The following is a 21,693-nucleotide window of genomic DNA, read 5'->3' on the forward strand; positions in this document are numbered from 1 at the left end:
TATTTAAAATCATTTTCCAATTCTCATTATTACAATGTTTTTCGCTACTTTCAATCCATTCTAAAACGCATGAGAAGAACAGTAGAGAAATTCAAGAATAGTCGCTTTCGTAAATTTATTCGAAGAAATAATAAATACGCACCTATTATATTCTTTATCGGAGGATTTATTTTCGATTCGCTAACTCTTGGTCGCATAGACAGGGTCTATGATTTGAGTATTCTTTGTGCTCACATGACCTTTCTAAGCATTGTGATTTATTTATATAATCGCGTGGATGATGGAAGATGGAAAAACACCTTGTTAGAGAAGTATCAAATCTATTTGCCGTTGGCTATTCAGTTTTCTTTTGGTGGACTTTCTAGTGCTTATGTCATTTACTTCTCGCGAAGTGTTTCCCTGTCCAAAACCATTACTTTTTTCGTTATTCTAGTGGCTTTACTATTTGCCAATGAAATGCTTAAGAAACGTATTTCGAATAAATATTTACAATTCAGTGTGTATTTCTTCGTTAGTTTCACCTTTTTCACTTTCATGATTCCAGTTTTCATAAGAGAAATGAACACCACCATTTTTCTTATTTCAGGAATAATTAGTTTATTCACCACCTTGTCTTTAATCGCCTTTATTTACAAAAAAAGTCCTAGCACAAGGGCTGAAATTCGAATAAAAAAATTGCTTGGAATTATTTTAACGATGTATGCGACAATCAATCTGTTTTATTTTACCAACCTCATCCCTCCTGTTCCACTGGCCTTAGATTCTGGAATGGTGGCGCATAACGTTCAAAAACACAATGGTGAGTATTTGGTGACTTATGAAAGAGACGATTGGTTTGTTTTTTGGCGAGATCACAGAATAAAATACATTCATCAAGAAAACGAAAATATTTATGTATTTACTTCAATTTTTGCACCCACTGAGATTTCTAAGGCAATATTTCACCGATGGAAATGGTACAATGAAAGCACAAAACAATGGGAAATAACTGATAATATTGGTTACGAAATAACAGGTGGTCGAGATGATGGTTTTAGGGGCTATACTTTTAAAAGTAATGTAAAGCCAGGCTTTTGGAAAGTAGATGTTGTTACAGAGGAGAATTTAGTACTGGGAATAATAGATTTCGAAATTATTATTGATTCCACAAAAGAACCCAAAAGAATGATTGAAAGGAGCTTCTAATTTTCTATATCAGGAAGACTCCATTTTAAATTCCCTCTGAATATCTGTTAAATTAAACTTATCTTATCTATTAATTTGATTTCCTCAGCCCTCGATTTTTATAGATTTAGTACTTTTAGGATATTCTAAAATTCAAACTACATGGTAGCCTTATTTGTCTATTTGTTTATTGCTTTATTTATTTCATTTCTGTGCTCAATCATGGAATCAGTTTTACTCTCTACCCCACAATCTTTCCTTATTGTAAAACAGAACGAGGGAAAAGCTTGGGCAAAATCATTTATCGATTTAAAAATAAATATAGACAAACCTCTATCTGCTATTCTAACCTTAAACACAGTTGCACACACCGTTGGTGCTGCAGGTGTTGGTGCAGAAGCAGTAAAAGTTTTTGGAGAAGCTGCTTTTGGGGTTATTTCGGCAGTTTTAACTTTATTGATTTTGTTTCTCACTGAAATAATCCCTAAAACCGTAGGTGCTCAATACTGGAGTACTTTGACCAAGCCAGTCAACAAGCTAATAAAAATTACAATTTTCATCACTTACCCTTTTGTATTGATCTCGGCATTAATTACAAAATTATTTTCCAAAAAAGGAAACGAAAGCACTACAAGTAGAGCCGAAATAGCGGCATTAACCAACATTGGAACCAAAGAAGGTTTGTTTTCGAACAAGGAAAATAAAATTATTCAAAACATTCTTAGACTTAAGAATATAAAAGTTAAGGAAATTATGACGCCCAGGGTGGTTGTGGCCACTGTTGATGAAAACATGAGTTTACTTGAGTTCCTTAAACATAAGGAGTTTCTAAAATTCTCAAGAATACCCGTCTATTCCGAAAATAATGAAAACATAACTGGATACGTCTTGAGACAAGAAGTTTTCGAAAACTTAGCTGAGGGAAAAAAAGAACTTAAACTAAAAGATTTAAAACACTCCATCCTCAAAGTACCCAATTTTACCGCTATTTTTTCACTTTGGGAAAGTTTGCTAGAAAAGAAAGACCATATCGCGTTAATCATTGACGAATATGGTGGAATGGACGGTATTGTCTCGATGGAAGACATTATAGAAACATTGCTGGGCTTGGAAATAATGGACGAAAAGGATACAGTCACAGATATGCAAAAATACGCCCGAGAAAGATGGGAGAAAAGACAAGTGAAATATGATTTAATCGACGATTTGAAAAACACAGGAAATGATGATAAATCTTAAAACATGCACCACTTTTTTAACAAATCATCACTATCTTTATAAACATGGAATTCGATAAAATGAACCCCAACGAGGTCATAAAAAAACTAAAAGCTGATTTAGAAAGTTACCAAAACGCTAAAATCAAATGCGGAATTATTGGAAGAAGCGGAACTGGAAAATCATCTATGATTAATGCAATTGCTGGAGAACATATTGCTGAAGTGGGTGAGATAGAAACCACCATGAACGTGAATGAACCGATAGAAAGCAATGGACTGCTATTTTATGATTTACCAGGTTGTTCAACGTCAAAATTCCCAAAAGAAGGATACATAGAAGCATTCAATGTTCAGGAATTCGATTGTGTAATCTTGGTCACATCAGATCGCTTTTTTGAAGATGATTTGTATTTAATCAAAGAACTAATTAAAATAGAGATTCCTGTATTTACGGTACGCACAAAAATTGATTTCGCTATCGAAAGAGGAATGAAAAGAGGAGTTCCGGAAGGTGAAACACTCAAAAAAGTAAGAGACAACATTGCTGAAAATTTAAAAGGAATTGACGTTAAAGGAATTTACTTAACCTCTGCGGATTACCCCAAAGAATATGATTTTAGCAAATTGCTAGAAGATGTTTTTTTTTCACTAAATGACTTTAAAAAGGAGCGTTTTATTGCAGATATCAATATTACCAGCAACAAAATATTAGAAGAAAAAAAAAGAATAGCTGAGAAAATTGTTACCCGACACTCGGCCATTGCAGCAGCTAATGGACTTAATCCAATTCCTGGTGTAGACATCAGCGTAGACATTGGAATTTTGGTGAAAATGTCGAAAGAAGTCTCCTCTATTTATGGACTTGACAAAGAACACCAAGAGTTCAACTTACAGTTTTTAGATAAAAAAAGCGCCAAAGCAATCGCTTCAATCGTTCTTCAATACACCACAAAATACGGAGGAAAAGAAGCCATTATGATTTTACTGAAAAGAGTAAGTTCCTCCATTGTCACAAAAAGTGCATCAAAATGGGTTCCTTTTGTAGGACAAGCCATTGCCGCAGGAATAGGTTTCAAAATGACCTCCTGGGTTGGAAAAGACATGATAAAAGATGCAGAGGAAATTGCTGTGGAAACTTATGAGGCTTTGAAAGCTTCGGTTTTTAGCTAGTTTTCTTTAGATAAAGGATTAAAATATTGCAAAAGAAAACACATGATGCAAACATTGGAAATACGGACGGTTAATGTCGTTCAATACATAAGCCCTTTACGTGAAGGAGGCTCGATGCCTGGTCTTGTAAAAGCAGACGATGAATTTACTTATATCATTAAATTTAGAGGTGCAGGGCAAGGAAAAAAAGCCCTTATAGCCGAATTTCTTGGTGGTGAATTGGCTCGAGCTATTGGACTAAAAATGCCGGAATTGGTTTTTATGAATCTCGATGATTCTTTTTCTATAATGGAGCCCGATGAGGAAGTTCAAGATTTGTTAAAATTCAGCGTAGGATTAAATTTGGGAATGCACTTCTTATCTTCTGCCATCACTTACGACCCTTTGGTTTCGGAGGTTGATGCCATGACGTGCTCTAAAATTGTGATGCTAGACAGTTTGATTTCTAACATTGATAGAACAACAAAGAACCCGAATATATTAATCTGGAAAAAAGAATTGTGGATCATTGATAACGGAGCAAGCTTCTATTTTCACCACAATTGGGACAACTGGAAAAACCATCTTACCCGCAGCTTCCCCATGATAAAAGATCATGTTTTACTAGAAAAAGCAACAAAACTAAAGGAAGCAGCAAAGAAAATTCAAAAAGATTTGAGTGAAGAAAAAGTTAAAACGATAATTCAAGCTATTCCAGAAGAATGGTTGGAAGATGAACAAGACCCCCTCAATCCAGATGAAAAACGTGCAGCATATCTTGAGTATATGATGGCAAAATTGGGATTAATTGATTTACTCGTAAAAGAAGCTCAAGATGCAAGATAGATATATATACGAATACGCCATCATCCGCTTCTCACCGCTCGTTGAACGTGGAGAATTTTTTAATATTGGAGCAATTCTTTATTCCAAACCAAAGAAATTTATAGCGATGCGATTTCATATAGACGAAGCCAAACTTTCTGCTTTCAAAAGTGAACATACCAAAGAAGAATTAGAAAATTACTTAAAAGCTTGGGAAGACATTTGTAATGCGCAACCAAAAAATAATGCCATTGCACAAATGGAAATGCCAAATCGATTCCGTTGGTTAGTTGCCACAAGAAGTACGATTATTCAAAGTTCGCCTACTCACACTGGTGTTTGTGAAAATCCAGAAAAAGAATTGGAGGATATATTTGAACGCTTTGTACTTTAGAAAAAAAAAGAATTACGCGGAGATTCGCAAAGGGCCAAAGGTTCGCGGAGGAAGAAAGAAGAGTGTTGGAAATAATCAATTACGAATTTTGTTAATTTGTAGGTTTCTAAAGAAAATTCCCAATCGAAGATACAATGTTGGGACGATTTGCAAATCCTCAAATATCATTGTAAAAACACAATTGAAGTCAAAGATTCAAAAGAGAATCAACAAATAATCTATTTACAATCACTATTTTAGAAGCACAATAAATATTTCACCAATTAAAAAGTCAGTAATATGAGATTTTTTTCATTTTTATTCATCCTTCTTTCCTTTTCAGCGCTCAACGCACAAGAAGGACTTAGCTACCAAAAACCATCACAAGAAATTTTAGATTTAGTTGATGTTCAAAGAGCACCGAGTGTTTTTATGGACGAAGCTAAAAACTATATGATTTTAGTTTCTAGAAATGCTTATGGTTCAATTGAGGAACTTTCTCAAGAAGAATTACGATTGGGAGGTTTAAGAATTGATCCTAAAACCAACATCGGTAGCCGAGTGAATTACTTTAACAATATTGAAATTAAAAGTTTAAAATCTAAAAACACCCAAAGAATTCAAGTGGAAGCTTTGCCACAAAATCCAAGATTGACAAACTTTAGTTGGTCACCAGATCAAACAAAAATAGCGTTTACACACACCACAGAAAATGGTGTTGAGCTTTGGGTTTTAGATTTAAAAACGGCAAAAGCTATAAAATTAACAGACGCCAATCTCAATGCGAATATTGGAGACGCCATAAACTGGTTTGCTGATGGAAAATCTATCCTTGTTAAAATGGTTTCTTCTGAAAAAGAAGATTTAATCAACACGAAAACAGCTGTTCCAAAGGGGCCAACAATTTCTGTAAATGACGGTAAGAAAGCACAAAATAGAACCTACCAAGATTTATTGAGCAACAAAAGCGATGAGCACAACTTCGAACAATTGGCACGCGCTGAACTTTATCAAGTAACTTTAGAGGGTACAAGTAAAAAATGGTTGACGGACGATATTTATACAACGGTTTCCTTCTCGCCTGACGGAAATTATGTAATGATTGAAACAGTGGAAAAACCTTTCTCCTACCTTGTTCCCTATTACAGATTCCCTTCAAAAACTACAATCTACACAAAAGAAGGTAAAAAAGTAGAAACAGTTTTAGAAGTTCCTTTAATCGAAGACCTTCCACAAGGATTTATGGCGGTTCGTACCGGAAAAAGAAATTTCTCTTGGAGAAACGACAAAGCAGCCACTTTAATTTTCACCAAGGCATTGGACGGCGGAGATCCTGAAAATGAAGTTCCGTTTAGAGATGAAACTTTCGAAATGGATGCGCCTTTTAACGGCAATGAAAGAAGTTTGATTAAGACAATTAATCGCATGGGTGGAATTCAATGGGGAGATAACTCAACAGCCATTGCAAGTGATTATTGGTGGAATACAAGAAACACCAAAACATACCTTTTCAATCCTTCAGACAACAGTCAAGAAGCCAAAGTAATCAGGGACAGAAGTTACCAAGATGCATACAGTGATCCGGGTAATTTTGTAACGAAAAGAAATCAATTTGGAGAAAGTGTGTTGGCATTAAACAACAACAAAGCTTATCTTTTGGGAGCAGGTCACTCTGCCGAAGGTCAATTTCCATTTTTGGATGAATTGGATTTCAACACCCTAAAGAAGAAAAGAATTTACCAGTCAGAATACACGGACAAGGTGGAAAGTTTAAGAGATTTTGATCCAGAAAGTAAACGCATGTTGGTAAGAATAGAATCGCCAACAGAATATCCTAACTACTTTTTCAGAAATATAAGAGGGAAGAAACTCACGCAAATCACCTTCTTTGAAAATCCATTTAAAAGCATTCAAAATGTGCACAAAGAGGTAATAAATTACAAACGTGACGACGGTCTAGATTTATCAGGAACTTTATATCTGCCTGTTGGATATGATAAAGAAAAGAAGGAAAAAGTACCATTAATCATTTGGGCTTATCCAAGAGAATATAAAAATTCAGCAAGTGCGGGCCAAAACACACAAAACCCTAATAAATTCACTTTCCCTTATTATGGTTCAATGATTTATTGGGTAACTAAAGGTTATGCCGTACTAGACAATGCTGCATTCCCAATTGTAGGTGAAGGCGATGAAGAACCGAACGATACTTATGTGAAACAACTCGTTGCCAACGGAAAAGCTGCAATAGACGCCGTAGACGAAATGGGTTATATCGACAGAGACAGAGTTGCTGTTGGAGGTCATTCTTATGGTGCATTCATGGTGGCTAATTTACTTACGCATTGTGATTTATTTGCAGCAGGAATTGCGCGAAGTGGAGCTTATAACAGAACATTAACGCCTTTTGGATTCCAAAGTGAAGAAAGAAATTATTGGGAAGCACCAGAAGTTTACAATACCATGTCACCATTTATGAATGCCGATAAAATGAATCAGCCTTTATTGCTTATTCATGGAGAAGCCGACAATAATTCCGGAACTTATCCTATGCAAAGTGAGCGTTATTTCAATGCTTTAAAAGGTTTGGGAGCTACCGTAAGATTAGTGGTTTTACCAAAAGAGAGTCATGGATACAAAGCCAAAGAAAGCATTCTGCATTTATTGTGGGAGCAAGATCAATGGTTGGAAAAGTACGTTAAGAATAAGTAGGGAATGCTGAGTGGAGAGTAGTGAGGCAATTCATTTAATATCACCTCTAATTCAAGATAACCAAATGAAAAAAACAAATCCACAATTACTTACTTATCTTTGTGCTTTTAAGGATTCCATTTAGAATATTAGAACCTAAAAAGTTATCAATAAACAAACTATTTTATTGATCAATCTCATTCAAATAACACATTCAAATAAAGTGTCAAAATCACAATTACATCCGCGCAATAAAAATGTAAATCGTTATGATTTATCTGCATTAGTGAAAGCAAAACCTGAGTTGAAACAACATATTCAACCCAACAAATTTGGGGAAGACTCAATTAATTTTTCTGATGCTAGAGCAGTGAAGTTTCTAAATACAGCGATTCTGAATCATTATTATGGAATAAAAAACTGGGATTTTCCAGCGCAGAATTTAACACCGCCAATTCCAGGACGAGCTGATTATATTCATCATATTGCTGATTTATTAGCAGAAAATAATAATGGAAAAATCCCAACTGGAGATAAAATCACTTGTTTAGATATTGGTGTTGGAGCGAGTTGTATTTATCCAATTCTTGGCGTAACAGAATACGGCTGGAACTTCATTGGAGCGGATGTTGACCCGAAATCTATTGCCTCTTCTGCAAATATTGTAAAATCCAACCCTTCATTAAAAGGAAAAATTGAATTAAGACTTCAAGAAAATCCATTAAATATTTTATTTGGAATTATTGAAAAAGAAGATAAAATTGACATCGCCATTTGTAATCCACCATTCCATTCTTCAAGAGAGGAAGCAGAGAAAGGAACTCGTAGGAAAGTCAAAAATCTGAAAGGAAAAGACAGCAAAACTCCAGAACTTAATTTCGCAGGAAAAACAAACGAATTGATTTTCAAAGGCGGAGAATATGTTTTCATTCATACGATGATCAAACAAAGTAAAGTCTTTGCCAAAAACGTGACTTGGTTTTCCACTTTAGTTTCTAAGCAATCCAACATGAAAGGAATCTTAAACGCCCTAGAAAAAATTGGAGCGAAGCAGGTAAAAGAAATTCCGATGGGAACTGGGAATAAGGTGACGCGGGTTGTGGCTTGGAGGTTTTAAGTGTAATCATTAATAGTGTAACTATTGTACGATTTAATGTTATACTTATAATTGAACCTATAAGACAGAAACATGAAGACAATAGCCATCCTAACTTTTATATTTTTTTCAACTTGTATTTTTGCTCAAAAGGCGCATCGAACGATTGATGACATTATCCATCAAGGAGATAAAAAAGCAGGGATTTATCGTGTTTCAGGTACACATCTCCAAACCGCTGTTGTAAATATGCATTATGGTAGCGCTAAAATTCTGTCTGTGATGGATAAAAAAGTCTTGCAGAATGCCAATATAATTCAAATTGATTTAGTGTACACAAACTATCCAAAAGATCAGGATATTACTGAATTAAACAAACAACGCATCTTAAACATGTTGAGCATTCGCCCCGATATAATTAAAAATAGAGGGATAACTTGGAGCATCGTTCGTCAAATGTATTGCAGTAGCGAATCTCAAGCAAAAATGATGTTTCATGGAGCTGTAATTTATTACCAGCCCGAACAAGGTCAATTGTTGAATAAAATTGAACAAGAAGAATACGCTGCGTTACCTATAAAAGATGATAAAAAAATAACAGACAAAGAATTAGAAAAGAAATTTAGAGACGACCCAGTTGTATTAAAAGCATTTGAACGAAACAATTGGATTAATCCTGTTATTGTAGCAGATGTTACTTGCAGTATGTATCCCTATATGGAACAAATGGCTTTTTGGTTTTTGTTGAAAATGAATAAAAATGAAGAGGCTTATATTGCCCTTTTCAATGATGGCGATGGAATGCCAAATAATCAAAAAGCAATTGGAATTACAGGAGGAATTCATACGATTAAAACCAAAGAATATAAACAGTTCAGGGAAAATTTACTTCACTCAGTTTCCTTTGGATGCAGTGGTGATAGGGAGGAAAACGACATCGAAGCCCTTTTGAAAGCACAAAAAGAAAATCCAAAAGCTAAAGAAATTATTTTAATTGCTGATAATTTATCGGACTTTAGAGACCATGAATTAATTTCTAAAGTTAAAACTCCTGTTCGCATCGTTCTTTGCGGAACAAAATATAGACTGAATGTACAGTATTTAAACCTTGCATTTGCAACTGGTGGATCTATACACACAATTAAGGAAGATCTTAATGATTTAATCGGTAAATCAGAAGGAGAAACATTCAAATTTATGGGTAGAAAATACAGTATTCAAGACGGAATAGTTGTAGAAAACATTAGCGAAAAAATTCAAATGTAAGATTGATTTCGTTTTAACACACCAAACTCTACCGTTCTCAGCAGATTCTAGTCAGCGCTTGAGTGCATCACCCCCTAAACAAAAAGAAATCCTCCTTCATATCTTCTATCAAACTATCTTCATTGGTTAAGATATATTCAATTGCTTTTGAAGTGAACTCCTCCCCTTTTTCGGTTAAAGAAACAACATCATTTGAAATGCTAATCATATTGTTTTTTTGAGCCAATGAAAGAATGGTTTTACTGCGGACTTTCTGCCAGTTAATGTGTTCGTTGAGATGATTTACATGGCGTTCTTCAATTTCAATATGGTTTTTTAGATGCAGCAAAAAAGTGATTAATGAAACTTCTCTGCGCTGTTGTTTTTCACGGTATAAAACTGCAAAAAAGCCTTTGCTTGGAGCGAATAAATAAACCATTAAAAATACTAATCCCAACATTGTGGCGATGCTTCCTGCGATAGAAGCATCCAGAATATTGGCCATCCAGTATCCAGAAATAGCACTGAAAACACCGAAAAAACACGCCAAGCCAATCATCTTCTTTAAATTGGTAGTCAATAAATACGCAGAGGCTGCTGGTGCGATCATCAATGCCACAACCAAAATTGCTCCAACGGCATCAAAAGCACCAACGGTCGTTACTGATGCCACGCTCATCAATCCGTAATGAATTACAATAGGCGAAAATCCGAGGGAGGTAGCCAGCCCTGCATCGAAGGTACTCATCTTTAATTCTTTGAAAAAGGCAAACAATAAAATGAGTGTTAGGACTAAAATACTTCCAATAACCCAAAGGGATTTTGGTCCTAAATCCATATCTCCATAATACACTCGATCGAAAGGTGCAAAAGCCAATTCCCCGAGTAAAACAGCATCAACATCAAGGTGAACATCGTTGGCGTATTGTGCGATCATGATTACACCAATACTGAATAATGCGGGAAACACCAGTCCAATAGCAGTATCTTCTTTCACCAATTTGGTTTGTTGTATTTTCTCTACTAAAACCACAGTTAAAACTCCAGTAATTGCCGCAAACAAAATTAACCAAGGTGAATTTAAATCTTGCGTTAGGAAGAATCCCACTACAAGACCAGGCAATATAGAGTGACTAATTGCATCACTGATCATCGCCATTTTTCGCAAAACCAAAAAAGTTCCAGGAATCGCGCAAGCAACAGCCACAAGACTCGCAATCAACTGAATTTCAATTTGTGCATCAGTCATTTTTCCCGTTTTGATTATACAAATTCTTGGCAACAGCAAAGCCTTTAGGAGTCATTCTCCACATATCACCTTCTAGTTTCACATAGTTTTTATCGACTAATTTTCTCAATCCTTTTCTACTGTATCCTCTAAAATTATTTAAAATTCTAATCGCATGAGGGTGAGAAATATCATCATGATCTTCCACAATATGGTACATAAATGACAAGGTTTTTTGCAGTTCTAAATCATTTCTGTTTTTAATTAATCGAATGCGCTTAAATAATAAACCACGATTTGGAGAGAAAATAAATGAAACCAATACAAAAACGGAGGCAACTAAAACAATGACGGGACCTGTGGAGAGATTGTTTTGAGTTGCACTAATGGCGGTTCCAAAAACTCCAGCACTGGCTCCGAAAATTGCCGCCAAAAAAACCATCATTCCCAAACTATTGGTCCACTGTCTAGCTGCAGCTGCCGGAGCTAAAAGCATTGCACTCATCAATATTACTCCAACGGTTTGCAATCCCAACACAATGGCTAAAACTATAAAAGTGGTAATAAGAAAATCGATAAACTTGGTATTAAAACCCAAAGTTTGTGCATAATCTTTATCAAAAAGCAAAATCTTAAATTCCTTCCAAAACAGTAAAAGCACGACTAAACTTAAGCCCGTTACCAAAGCCATTAGCCACACGTCGCTTTCCACCAAAGTAGCTGCCTGACCAAATAAGTATTTATCCAATCCCGCTTGATTTGCATCGGGCAGCTTTTGAATGTAAGTCAACAAAAGAATTCCAAAACCAAAGAAAATAGATAGAATTAGTCCCAATGCGGTGTCAGACTTTAAGTGTGTTCTTCGCGTAATCCCTCTAATCCAAAGTGTACCAATCAATCCACTAATTAAAGCTCCAATTAACAAAACGTTTGAATCCTTAGCTCCTGTCAACAAGAAAGCTAAGGCAATTCCAGGCAATGCAGCATGAGAAATGGCATCCCCCAACAAACTTTGTTTTCGCAATACAGCAAAGCTACCCAACATTCCCGTGACCGCTCCTAGAATAGCAGTTCCCAGCGTGATGGTACGCAAAGTGTAATCACTAAACACCAATTGTATGTATTCAATTATTCCCATTAATTTTCAATTATTCAATAAACAGGACGTTTTCAAAACGTCATTACATTGTATCTCTGTAAAATGTTTATTGATATTTCTTTCATTTCTGAATGCTCACCTTATAATTAATACCATAGGTTTTTGTCAAGTTATCGTCGTTAAAAATTTCTTTAACTGGACCGGTTGCAATTTTCTTTACGTTCAAAAATGTTACCCAATCAAAATATTCGGGAACAGTTTGCAAGTCATGGTGAACCACAATTACCGTTTTACCCGCTTTTCTGAGTTCCTTCAAGATATTGATGATCGCCACCTCTGTTGTAGCATCCACCCCTTGAAAAGGTTCGTCCATAAAATAAATAGAAGCGTCCTGCACCAAGGCACGAGCTAAGAAAATACGCTGCTGTTGTCCGCCAGAAAGTTGACTAATTTGACGATTTTTAAACGAAAGCATGCCTACTTTTTCAAGTGCTTCCAGAGCACTCTTCTTTTCTTTGGTGCTTGGTCGTCTAATCCAACCTAAACTTCCGTAAGTTCCCATCATAACTACATCTAAAGCCGTGGTGGGAAAATCCCAATCTACACTTCCTTTTTGGGGAACATAGGCCACGTGTTTTCGATGAGATGTATAAGCTTTACCGAAAATGCTAACACTGCCAGCAATAGGTTTTATAATTCCTAAAATAGCTTTTATCAGTGTTGACTTCCCCGCTCCATTTGGACCAACAATGGCCATCAAAACACCTTCGGGGATTTGTAAATCTATATCCCAAAGCACGGGTTTATAGTTGTAAGCTACGGTGAGGTCATCTACTTTTACTGCTATTTTTCCTTTCATTGATTTTTTACTTTAATGCATCAACGATTGTTTTCACATTATACCTGAACATTCCGATGTAAGTTCCTTCCTCTGTATCTGGATTTCCTAAAGCGTCAGAATATAAAGTTCCTCCAATAACAACATCATGATCTTTTGAATTTACGGAAGCCTGAAGCGCTTCAACAGTTCTTCTAGGAACAGAGCTTTCTATGAATATAGCTTTCACTTTATGTTCTATAATGTAAGCTGCCGTTTCTTGAACATCCTGCACTCCTGCTTCGGTGGCAGTAGATAAACCCTGTAATCCAACAACATCGAAACCGAAGGCTTTGCCAAAGTAGTTAAAAGCATCGTGGGCAGTAACTAATCTGCGTTTATCTTCGGGAAGAGTTGCTATTTGATCAGCTACTTCTTGCTGAAGGATTTTAAGTTGTCTGAGGTAAGCTTGGGCATTTTCCTTAAAATAATCGCTACTTGCTGGAAGAGCATCAGACAGCTGCTTTTCTACAAATAAGGTAATCAACTCCCAATAACGGATATTAAACCAAATATGTGGATCATAATTCGATTCAAAAAGTTCTGATCCTATTAAGAATTTACTACTCAGTGCATCTGTCACCGCAATAGCATTAATATTTTGTTTTTCCATTCGTTCAAAAACGTCAACCAACTTCCCTTCCAAATGTAAACCATTATACAAAATCATATCAGCGTTGGAAAGTTTATTCACATCACCTTCACTCGCTTTGTACAAATGTGGATCAACACCAGCCCCCATCAAACCATGAACAACAACGCTATCTCCACCGATATTCTTCACTAAATCAGTTATCATAGTCGTTGTTGTTACAATACTGAAGACTTTATTCTCCTTTACTGGAAGTCCTTCGTCTGTATTATTATTACAACTCACTAAAAGCAGGGTAAGTAGAACTAAAATTGAAATTATTTTCATTCGTCTAAATATTTATTGCGAATGTACGGAAATTATAGAAGATGGAGTTTGGATTTACAGGGAATTTATGATCTCTGCTTCTTTCTTGGAATTAAAGAATCGTAATCTTTAAATAAAATCTAATTATACATTAAATAAGTTTTCAAAAACTCAATTATTTCACTATCTTAATTTAGAATAACCACTTAAAATCAAAATATTATGAATTTTACACCCATTTCAAAACAAGAGTATGTAGCCTTACATTTATTGAATAACCCATCCACAAATGAGGCAGAATTACGAAACAATTTAGATCAGAAAATAACAGATTTCAAAAATAACGTGAGGTGTTCTTGCGGAAACGACATTTGGGTTATCGGATCAGCATCATTGGGAAACGGTTGCTACAAGTGTTTGACAGGAGAAAATTTACCGACAAAGCATTACGAGATTGACAGTGCTCTGCCTTGCTACACAGAAGCAGATGCATTCACGGTTGATGACTGGGGAGAATTTAGTCTCGACTTTTTAGGTGAAGGAAATTATCGCGATGATGATGGAACAATCATCGATCCTGATTTATATCCAACTCCCAAAATGTGCCTTTCGTGTAAAAACTTTATTCTCAAAAGTCAAAAGGTACTTTGCACATTAAACAAAATAAGTCAAGAGGAAGGTGAAGATTTTGAATGTGGAGGATTTGACGCTGTTTAAGAGGAGTAGAACGCAATCAAAACTACAAATAGCTTTGAACTCTAGTAATTTTAGGCTTCACAAACTTTCTTTTTTCGACTAAAAGCCATGCCAGCTACAATACGATTTGTAGCTGGTAAAACCTTTTAGAGATAGGGTAAAATATAGAAAATTAGTATCTTTGTAGGATGAAAACTACACAACACTTATTTTTTATATTTCTTTTTATTCCATTCCTCAATTTTAGTCAACTTCAGGAGGGATTTCTCCAGTTTCACATTGATGTAACAGCTGTTGACACCTCTTTAAACGCCAGACAAACAGCCAGCATGATGAAGAACAGCAAAATGGAAATCTATTTTGCCAAAGACCTTTCAAGAGTTGACTTCGAAATGGGTAAAATCACTCATTCCTCAATAAGAATTAATAGAAAACTTGACAAAGGAATTACGATTACAAAAAGTATTTATGGCAATTATGCTAATCAGGGAAGTGTTGATGAAATATCAGGCTCACAACCAGAAACATCCACAACAGATTTTGAAATCACCCCTTTTAATGAGTACAAAAACATTTTAGGTTTTAAATGTAGAAAATATGTAATGGAAGAAAATGGATCTTATGCCACATATTGGTTAACTGATGAAATTATTCTGGAAGACATGGGACAACACATTATTAATCCCAATTTACCAGGTTTTCCTTTAGAGTTTGTTTCCATAAGCAATGGGATAAGAATGAGTTTTAAAGCTTCTAATTTCAAGAATGAGCTAGACAACAAAACAGAGATTTTTTCCACTGAACCTCCAGAAGGATATACCCAAATGAAGCGCTAAACAACAAGATTACACTATAATTAAGCGGGTTTGATTATTGATTTTTTGACGTTCATTTGTGTGTCACAATAAAACAACATCACCTTTTCAATGGTGCGCACACAATACAATTAACCTGAATAGCTCAACTATAAGACTACTCCAGTAAAGCGACCATTATTTGTATCAGCTCAGAAACTCATGAATTTAGTTTTTAAGATAATAAAGAATATCATCCATGAAGGTTCCTATAGCAACAAAATATCAGGTCTTAGACAAGTATTCCACATGTTGCCTAAATGCTACAAAATTGCTTGAGATTTGACAGACCCTGTGGAAAGTTTTGCTAAAAGTTAACGATCAAAATGAAAATGGTGTATCAGTTAAAATACCTATCCGATACTTTACCAGTAAATACATCAAACCAAACAATAATGTGATTCAGCGGTAAACTAACAAGATCCTTCGAAAATTTCTATTTCCAACCAGTTAAAAAAAGAAATCCGCTTCAGGATGGAATTAGGCTAGTGCCATATTTCAAGTGAGAGGAGAAAAGCATTTAAGTTAAAGATTATTCAATAATACTTATTTCCACAACCCTATTCAATTTATGTTCTTCTTCACTAAATCCTTTTTCAGATGGATAAGGTAAATCCTCTTTTCCTTTGGCTACAATACTGATTCTTGCCTTATTAAATTTATTTTCAAGGAGGAAATCATTTACGTTTCTCGCTCTTTTTTCGGCCAAGATCTTGTTGTAGCGCTGAGAACCTCTGGTATCTGTATAGCCAGTTAATTGAATGGTACACGTAGGACATTTCTCCATTATTTCATGCAAAGCAATCAGTTTATCTTCCGACAGGGCTTCTTCATAGGTAGACTTATCAAACCCGAAGTAAATCCCAGTAGTTTCCCACTCCACTATAAAAGGTGGCTCCACCTCCTCTACTGGTTCTTCCTCCTCTACTTTCTCTTCTCTTTTAAATATAATATAGTATATATCATCGTCTCCTACCCCTCCTGCTCTATTCGATGTAAAAAGTGCACTATCGGCAGTTGCAAAAGAAATATTAAAGTCATCTTGAAATGAATTAATAGGATGCTTAAAATGTCTTACTTTGGTATTTTGCAAAGGATAATTTACTGAATAAAGATCTAATCCTCCATATCCTATTCTCCCGTTAGAGGAAAAGGTCAGCAATGTATCGCCAGTAAAAACAGGAAACATTTCGTCATTTACTGTATTAAGTTCAGTAAGCGGTTCTGGTTGGGTCCATTCTTCATTCACCAATTGTGAATGATATAAATCAGCTCCATTCGTATTTTTCCCGATTTTACTAAATACCAAAGTATTTCCTAATTCATTAAATGATCCATGAGCTGTAGAGCTTTCATCAAACAGACCAGAATATTCGAAGGGTTTGATGTCGGTAAAAGTAAACTCATCACCAAGATTGGCCCAATACAAATTTGGTGCTTTTTCTAATTTGTTTGAAGAAAGCGGGTAAGTAATCGTTAATAAAACCCTCTTTGTTCCCGGCACAAATGAAAGCCCAATAATAGATGCAAAGTCCTTCCCTTCCAATTTAATAATCTTTTCCTCACCATTTATAGAAATTTGAGGCCTTGTTAGAAATAATTCAGCCTGGGAATCATTTTCATTATTCACTTCTTCTATTAAGTTACCAGCATTATCTACACCAAACTCAATCAGCTTAACTGGATTATTGTCATAGTTACCATAGTTAATATCTGCCTTTGGGCCATTATCGCTTGCCAAATCAAATGCGACAAACTTTTCAGGCTTCCATTCTTCAATGGCTTTACAAGAGGCTATCTTTACAGAAACATCCTCTTCTCCCCCATTTAGCTGATACTTTTTGTAAGCGTTAATACTCTCTGCATAATTGCCTAAACTTCGATTAACTTCTCCGCTAATGAAATAAAACATCGGATCGATTGGCTCTTGATTTTCGAGTGTTAACAAAACAGGATAACAGGATTCATAATCTCCTAGAATGTAATAAGAATAAACCAATTGTTTTAAGTTTTCTTTCTTTAGCCCCTGTTCTTCATAAATTACTTGCAGCGTTTTCGCAGCCTTTTCATACTCGTAATTTATAAAATAGTTTTCAGCCTGTTCAACCGACTGAGAGAATGCCTGTGCGCTTATAAAAGCGAATACTATTAAAATGACTTTTTTCATTATATACTAGGTGCATAAATTCTATTTCTCTGTAACCAAGGGGTTTTAGCTTGCGTGTTACCTTTAAATATTTGTAATTCCAGAAAAACCTCATGAGAGCCAGTAGAATGATTCATAATGTCTGTGATATTATAGTCGTAAGCATAGCCAACTTTAAAAACACCCAATTGAACACCACCAAGGAATACCACTGCTTCTTTGTTTCTATAACTTGCTCCTAGCCAAAACCTATCTTTGTACGTCCCCACTGCAGTTATGTCAAACTGTGCTGTGGAAGTCTCTATTATTTGACCAAGTGTAGAAAGTTTTAAGCCGAAATCATTTTCAAAATCAAAGTTATATCCTCCTGTTAGGTAATAAGTACGCACCAGTGGATTTACAAAAGAAGTATTAAAGTCATACAAATCACGATTCACCTCCACTAAATTATAAGCAGAAATACCTGCATAGGCTTTATCTTTGAAATAATAGAAAGCGCCGAAATTAGCATCAGGAATCATTTGGTTATTGAATCCTCGAGTAACTGCTGGATCATCTGGAAGATAGGTTTCCATTTTATTGGGATCAACAATATGCTGAGTAATGGAAAGGCCTAATCCTAGTCCAATTTTATGTTCCCCCCTTTTATCCAGCTTAAGATGATATGCGCCATTAATGTTAAATCCAGACCTTCTGCTTGGTCCTGACACATCATTAAAGAATGAGCCACCAATTCCAAAATTATTAGCAATCTTAGCATTAGTTGAAATCAACTGTGTTGTTGGTGCACCTGGAAAACCTGCCCACTGCTTTCTAAAATTGACATGAACAGGAATATAATCTTTGGCACCAACAGCCCCAGGATTAACCATTACATCATTAAATAAATATTGTGAACTCAGGGCGACTTGTTGCGCATTTACTCCAAAACCAAAGGCGATAAATGCGAGTATAATTAAATTTTTCATTGCTTATCTTATTATAGTAATATTTCCATTTAATACATTATTTTCTTCATCATTCAAATTCAGCACCCAATAATAAACTCCCGCAGGCAATAGCTTACCATTTGTAGTCCCATCCCAAGGAGAGTACTCATTTTCCATACTTCGAACTAAATTACCCCACTTATTAAATATTTGCATTTTAAAATTTGGGTACAACTCAATATTGTCAATAATCCATGTATCGTTATAGTTATCATTATTGGGGGTAAATGTGTTCACAGGGTCAATACAAGTTATTGGATTGATTGGTATCAAAACAGAATCTGTAAATGTGCAACCCAACATATCCGTAACTTCAACACTGTAATATTGATTTGACAAGCCTTCGTTGTATGCATCATTTACGTTATTCTCCCAAAAGAAATTATACCCCCCATTACCACCTTTAGCTATCGCATAGGCAGTACCATCATTTTGGTCTTTGCAAGACACCTCTGTTGTGGTAAAACTCATAGATATTGCTTCTGGCTGGGTTATTTCAACTATTAAAGAATCTCGACAACCATTCTGATCTACCAAAGATAATTCATAAACGCCAGAAGATATACTCAACAAATCCTGTGTTGTTGCTCCATTATTCCATGCGTAGTTGTAAGTTGGTGTTCCTCCTGACACCTCCACATCTATAACTCCGTCGGAGGAGCCGTTACAACTTGCAATTTCATAAACGTATTCAATTTGAATTAATTCTGGTTCTTCAATGGCAAGGAACATTTCATAATTACAGCCGTTAGCATCTACTATTTCTATCTGATAGGTTTCGGCAGGAAATAATTCCAGATCTTCCGTTTGTGTAGCTAATGCATAATCTGAATTAAACCATTTAAAGTCGTAAGGAGCAGTTCCTCCTGTTGGTGAAATATCAATTTTCCCATCTTCCAATTCGAAACACGAAACATCAGTAATTACCTCGTTCAAGCTTAAGGCATTCGGCTGGTTTACAATTAAAGTATCCGAAATCATGCAGCCATTTTGATCTACAACATCAAAGAAATAACTCCCTGAACTAAGATTGTTGATCGCTGTAGTCGTTTCACCATTAGACCAACTATAAGAATAAGGGACTGTTCCACCCGCCACAGAAAGTGAAATCGAACCTTCGTTTCCTGAGTTACAAAGTACATCGCTTACTGTTAAGTTATAAGTCAAACTATCTGCAGGTTCTGTTAAAGTATGAGCTATTGATGAGGTACACCCTTGATTATCTGTAACTGTAACATTATAATTCCCTGCCGCTAGCTGGATTAAATCTTCTGTTATACCACCATTATTCCAAGCATAAGTATAAGGAAAAACCCCTCCTGTTACACTTAAATCGATAGTTCCCGTGCTGTCCGAATTACAAAGAATATTTGTACCCATTGTTGATGTTTCCAATAAAGCGGGCTCATTAATAGTTAAAGTATCTATCACTTTACACCCATTTTGATCTGTCACCTCAAATCTGTAATCATCTGCTCCGTAATTAACGAGGTCTTCATTCGTATTACTTAACTGAAATGAAGCGCTAGACCATTGAAAACTGTAATTAGGTGTTCCACCTGTTACTGTTAAGTCAATTCCTCCGTTCGACTCACCAAAACAGTTTACGTCATTGACAATACCTGACACTGCTAGTGGAGAAGCGGGCTCTGTTATTACCACATTTCCAACATTTGTGCATCCATTATTGTCAATTACCGTATAAGTGTAATTCCCTGCTAAAATGTTATCAATATCCTTACTTGTTTGACCCGATGACCAGCTGTAGCTAAAATTTGATGCTCCACCACTCACCATTAAATTGATAGCTCCTGTATTGTTTCCAAAACAGAGTACAGGTTCAACGCTAACACTCACATTTATCGGAGATGCAGGTTCATTCACTGTTGCTGATAATGTTGCCATACATCCGTTATCATCTGTTACTTCCGCAGTATATACACCTGCTGTAACTCCCGTAAGATCTTGTGTTGTTGCAAATGTATTTCCTAAGCTATTTTTCCAGTTATAAGTAAAAGGCCCAATTCCCCCAGACACGTTCAAATTAATTTCTCCATCTGTACCACCATAACAATTAACATTTATGATATCTGCACTTAATTGGATTTTATTTGGCTCTAAAATAGTCGCCTGATCAACCAGTTTACAGCCTCTTGCATCGCTTACTGTAACTTCATACACGTTTGCTTTAACATTGTTTAAGCTAGCGGTATTAGCCACTAGGAAACTTTGGGCGTTTTTCCATGAATAGTGATAAGGCAATGTACCACCCAACACGGTTATTCCCACCACTCCTGTAGCATCTCCGTTGCAAAGAACATCCACTTTAGCCATCGCCCCTGAAAGAGCGTCTGGTTCTGTAATGTTGTAGGTTTCTTGTATGGAACACCCTTTGTTATCTGTGATAGTTACAGAGTAACTCCCTGCTGATAAACCGCTTATTTCTGCCTGCGTTTGACCATTGTCCCATAGGAAAGCATAAGGTGGTGTTCCCCCCCAAACAGAAACATTAATTTTCCCGGTAGTATTTCCAAAACAATCCACATTAGTAAGTGCAGCCGAAGAGCTAAGTGCCTCTGTTGGTCCGTTGATATTAAAAGTTTGTGAGGCACTACAAGAAGCATTTGGCGCGTTAACGGATAAAGTATAAGTTCCACTTGGAACATTTGTTAAATCCTTATTGGTTGAAACAATAGCACCAAAACTATTTTTCCATGAAAAAGAGTAGGGCATCATCCCTCCTGAAAGGTTGATTGAAACACCCCCAGTAGAGCTTCCAAAACAATCAATATTCTTAACCACTCCTGAAATTGAAATCGGATTTGGTTCTGTCACCACATAGGCTCCAACGACTGAGCATCCTGTGTTATTATCTTTTATTGTAACAGTATAGGTACCTGCAGACAAAAAATCAATTGTACTTGTGTTCCCACTTTTAATAGTTCCATTTGACCACGTGTGGGTATAACTTCCGCTTCCACCGGAAATAATTGAAATTGTAGCACTACCATCCGAAACATTGTAGCAGGATGTGTTTGTACCTGTGACTGCTATCGTGGGGCAGGCAGACATTGCCAATTCAGCCGAAACGGTATTTATAATACCAAGCAGACCTATGAATATTGAAATTAGTTTTTTCATTT

At 35.9% G+C, this 21,693-nt stretch carries 17 protein-coding genes; 10 read left to right on the forward strand and 7 right to left on the reverse strand.

Going from position 1 to position 21,693, the window contains the following annotated elements; all coding sequences use genetic code 11:
* The first annotated feature begins 69 nt into the window (after window positions 1-69).
* From DIT68_RS05115 to DIT68_RS05155, 8 genes are all read left to right on the forward strand, one after another.
* On the forward strand, window positions 70-1,185 hold the full coding sequence (locus DIT68_RS05115; RefSeq protein ID WP_109358728.1) for a DUF2914 domain-containing protein: 1,116 nt from the start codon (window positions 70-72) through the stop codon (window positions 1,183-1,185).
* 141 nt (window positions 1,186-1,326) lie between these two features.
* Window positions 1,327-2,403, forward strand: a complete 1,077-nt coding sequence (locus DIT68_RS05120) for a CNNM domain-containing protein (protein ID WP_109358729.1) — start codon at window positions 1,327-1,329, stop codon at window positions 2,401-2,403.
* 44 nt (window positions 2,404-2,447) lie between these two features.
* Window positions 2,448-3,554: a GTPase gene (locus tag DIT68_RS05125; RefSeq protein ID WP_109358730.1), complete on the forward strand. Its 1,107-nt coding sequence runs from the start codon at window positions 2,448-2,450 to the stop codon at window positions 3,552-3,554.
* Window positions 3,555-3,599: 45 nt separating this feature from the next.
* Window positions 3,600-4,379, forward strand: a complete 780-nt coding sequence (locus DIT68_RS05130; protein ID WP_109358731.1) for a HipA family kinase — start codon at window positions 3,600-3,602, stop codon at window positions 4,377-4,379.
* Window positions 4,369-4,752 carry a DUF3037 domain-containing protein gene (locus tag DIT68_RS05135; RefSeq protein WP_109358732.1) on the forward strand — a complete coding sequence of 128 codons (384 nt, stop codon included), beginning with the start codon at window positions 4,369-4,371 and terminating at the stop codon, window positions 4,750-4,752. The genes DIT68_RS05130 and DIT68_RS05135 overlap by 11 nt, the downstream gene beginning before the upstream one ends.
* 279 nt (window positions 4,753-5,031) lie before the next feature.
* On the forward strand, window positions 5,032-7,443 hold the full coding sequence (locus DIT68_RS05145; RefSeq protein ID WP_109358734.1) for an alpha/beta hydrolase family protein: 2,412 nt from the start codon (window positions 5,032-5,034) through the stop codon (window positions 7,441-7,443).
* 202 nt (window positions 7,444-7,645) lie between these two features.
* Window positions 7,646-8,539, forward strand: coding sequence for a 23S rRNA (adenine(1618)-N(6))-methyltransferase RlmF (rlmF, locus tag DIT68_RS05150; protein WP_199223376.1), 894 nt, complete (start codon window positions 7,646-7,648; stop codon window positions 8,537-8,539).
* Between the two features lie 72 nt (window positions 8,540-8,611).
* Window positions 8,612-9,784, forward strand: coding sequence for a hypothetical protein (locus DIT68_RS05155; RefSeq protein WP_109358735.1), 1,173 nt, complete (start codon window positions 8,612-8,614; stop codon window positions 9,782-9,784).
* 67 nt (window positions 9,785-9,851) lie between these two features.
* Here DIT68_RS05155 and DIT68_RS05160 read toward each other — a convergent pair whose 3' ends face one another.
* The 4 genes from DIT68_RS05160 to DIT68_RS05175 all read right to left on the reverse strand — a co-directional run bounded on the left by DIT68_RS05160 (window position 9,852) and on the right by DIT68_RS05175 (window position 13,886).
* Window positions 9,852-11,012: a metal ABC transporter permease gene (locus DIT68_RS05160; RefSeq protein ID WP_109358736.1), complete on the reverse strand. Its 1,161-nt coding sequence runs from the start codon at window positions 11,010-11,012 to the stop codon at window positions 9,852-9,854.
* The gene (locus tag DIT68_RS05165) at window positions 11,005-12,129 is read right to left on the reverse strand and encodes a metal ABC transporter permease (RefSeq protein WP_109358737.1); all 1,125 of its coding nucleotides are present in this window, start codon (window positions 12,127-12,129) and stop codon (window positions 11,005-11,007) included. The genes DIT68_RS05160 and DIT68_RS05165 overlap by 8 nt, the downstream gene beginning before the upstream one ends.
* 82 nt (window positions 12,130-12,211) lie before the next feature.
* Window positions 12,212-12,949, reverse strand: coding sequence for a metal ABC transporter ATP-binding protein (locus DIT68_RS05170; protein ID WP_109358738.1), 738 nt, complete (start codon window positions 12,947-12,949; stop codon window positions 12,212-12,214).
* A gap of 7 nt (window positions 12,950-12,956) precedes the next feature.
* Window positions 12,957-13,886 carry a metal ABC transporter solute-binding protein, Zn/Mn family gene (locus DIT68_RS05175; protein WP_109358739.1) on the reverse strand — a complete coding sequence of 310 codons (930 nt, stop codon included), beginning with the start codon at window positions 13,884-13,886 and terminating at the stop codon, window positions 12,957-12,959.
* Between the two features lie 201 nt (window positions 13,887-14,087).
* On the opposite strand from DIT68_RS05175, the gene DIT68_RS05180 reads away from it, so the two are divergent.
* Together DIT68_RS05180 and DIT68_RS05185 are read left to right on the forward strand one after the other, a co-directional pair.
* Complete coding sequence (locus DIT68_RS05180) at window positions 14,088-14,582, forward strand: hypothetical protein (protein WP_109358740.1); 495 nt, start codon at window positions 14,088-14,090, stop codon at window positions 14,580-14,582.
* Between the two features lie 167 nt (window positions 14,583-14,749).
* Window positions 14,750-15,397 (forward strand): hypothetical protein, encoded by a 648-nt coding sequence (locus tag DIT68_RS05185; protein WP_109358741.1) that lies wholly within the window; start codon window positions 14,750-14,752, stop codon window positions 15,395-15,397.
* Between the two features lie 550 nt (window positions 15,398-15,947).
* Here DIT68_RS05185 and DIT68_RS05190 read toward each other — a convergent pair.
* From DIT68_RS05190 to DIT68_RS05200, 3 genes are read right to left on the reverse strand one after another with little or no spacing between them, the layout of a single operon-like run.
* The gene (locus DIT68_RS05190) at window positions 15,948-17,582 is read right to left on the reverse strand and encodes an OmpA family protein (protein WP_109358742.1); all 1,635 of its coding nucleotides are present in this window, start codon (window positions 17,580-17,582) and stop codon (window positions 15,948-15,950) included.
* Complete coding sequence (locus DIT68_RS05195; RefSeq protein WP_109358743.1) at window positions 17,582-18,529, reverse strand: PorP/SprF family type IX secretion system membrane protein; 948 nt, start codon at window positions 18,527-18,529, stop codon at window positions 17,582-17,584. The genes DIT68_RS05190 and DIT68_RS05195 overlap by 1 nt, the downstream gene beginning before the upstream one ends.
* A 3-nt stretch (window positions 18,530-18,532) precedes the next feature.
* Window positions 18,533-21,691 (reverse strand): T9SS type B sorting domain-containing protein, encoded by a 3,159-nt coding sequence (locus DIT68_RS05200; RefSeq protein WP_109358744.1) that lies wholly within the window; start codon window positions 21,689-21,691, stop codon window positions 18,533-18,535.
* Between the last annotated feature and the right edge of the window lie 2 nt (window positions 21,692-21,693).

The sequence above is a fragment of the Brumimicrobium oceani genome (assembly GCF_003143775.1).
GTDB classification, from domain to species: domain Bacteria; phylum Bacteroidota; class Bacteroidia; order Flavobacteriales_D; family Crocinitomicaceae; genus Brumimicrobium; species Brumimicrobium oceani.

Coding starts and splice junctions, on each gene's coding strand:
- DIT68_RS05115 (WP_109358728.1), top strand. CDS start 70: ATGAGAAGAACAGTAGAGAAATTCAAGAATAGTCGCTTTCGTAAATTT.
- DIT68_RS05120 (WP_109358729.1), top strand. CDS start 1,327: ATGGTAGCCTTATTTGTCTATTTGTTTATTGCTTTATTTATTTCATTT.
- DIT68_RS05125 (WP_109358730.1), top strand. CDS start 2,448: ATGGAATTCGATAAAATGAACCCCAACGAGGTCATAAAAAAACTAAAA.
- DIT68_RS05130 (WP_109358731.1), top strand. CDS start 3,600: ATGCAAACATTGGAAATACGGACGGTTAATGTCGTTCAATACATAAGC.
- DIT68_RS05135 (WP_109358732.1), top strand. CDS start 4,369: ATGCAAGATAGATATATATACGAATACGCCATCATCCGCTTCTCACCG.
- DIT68_RS05145 (WP_109358734.1), top strand. CDS start 5,032: ATGAGATTTTTTTCATTTTTATTCATCCTTCTTTCCTTTTCAGCGCTC.
- DIT68_RS05155 (WP_109358735.1), top strand. CDS start 8,612: ATGAAGACAATAGCCATCCTAACTTTTATATTTTTTTCAACTTGTATT.
- DIT68_RS05160 (WP_109358736.1), bottom strand. CDS start 11,012: ATGACTGATGCACAAATTGAAATTCAGTTGATTGCGAGTCTTGTGGCT.
- DIT68_RS05165 (WP_109358737.1), bottom strand. CDS start 12,129: ATGGGAATAATTGAATACATACAATTGGTGTTTAGTGATTACACTTTG.
- DIT68_RS05170 (WP_109358738.1), bottom strand. CDS start 12,949: ATGAAAGGAAAAATAGCAGTAAAAGTAGATGACCTCACCGTAGCTTAC.
- DIT68_RS05175 (WP_109358739.1), bottom strand. CDS start 13,886: ATGAAAATAATTTCAATTTTAGTTCTACTTACCCTGCTTTTAGTGAGT.
- DIT68_RS05180 (WP_109358740.1), top strand. CDS start 14,088: ATGAATTTTACACCCATTTCAAAACAAGAGTATGTAGCCTTACATTTA.
- DIT68_RS05185 (WP_109358741.1), top strand. CDS start 14,750: ATGAAAACTACACAACACTTATTTTTTATATTTCTTTTTATTCCATTC.
- DIT68_RS05190 (WP_109358742.1), bottom strand. CDS start 17,582: ATGAAAAAAGTCATTTTAATAGTATTCGCTTTTATAAGCGCACAGGCA.
- DIT68_RS05195 (WP_109358743.1), bottom strand. CDS start 18,529: ATGAAAAATTTAATTATACTCGCATTTATCGCCTTTGGTTTTGGAGTA.
- DIT68_RS05200 (WP_109358744.1), bottom strand. CDS start 21,691: ATGAAAAAACTAATTTCAATATTCATAGGTCTGCTTGGTATTATAAAT.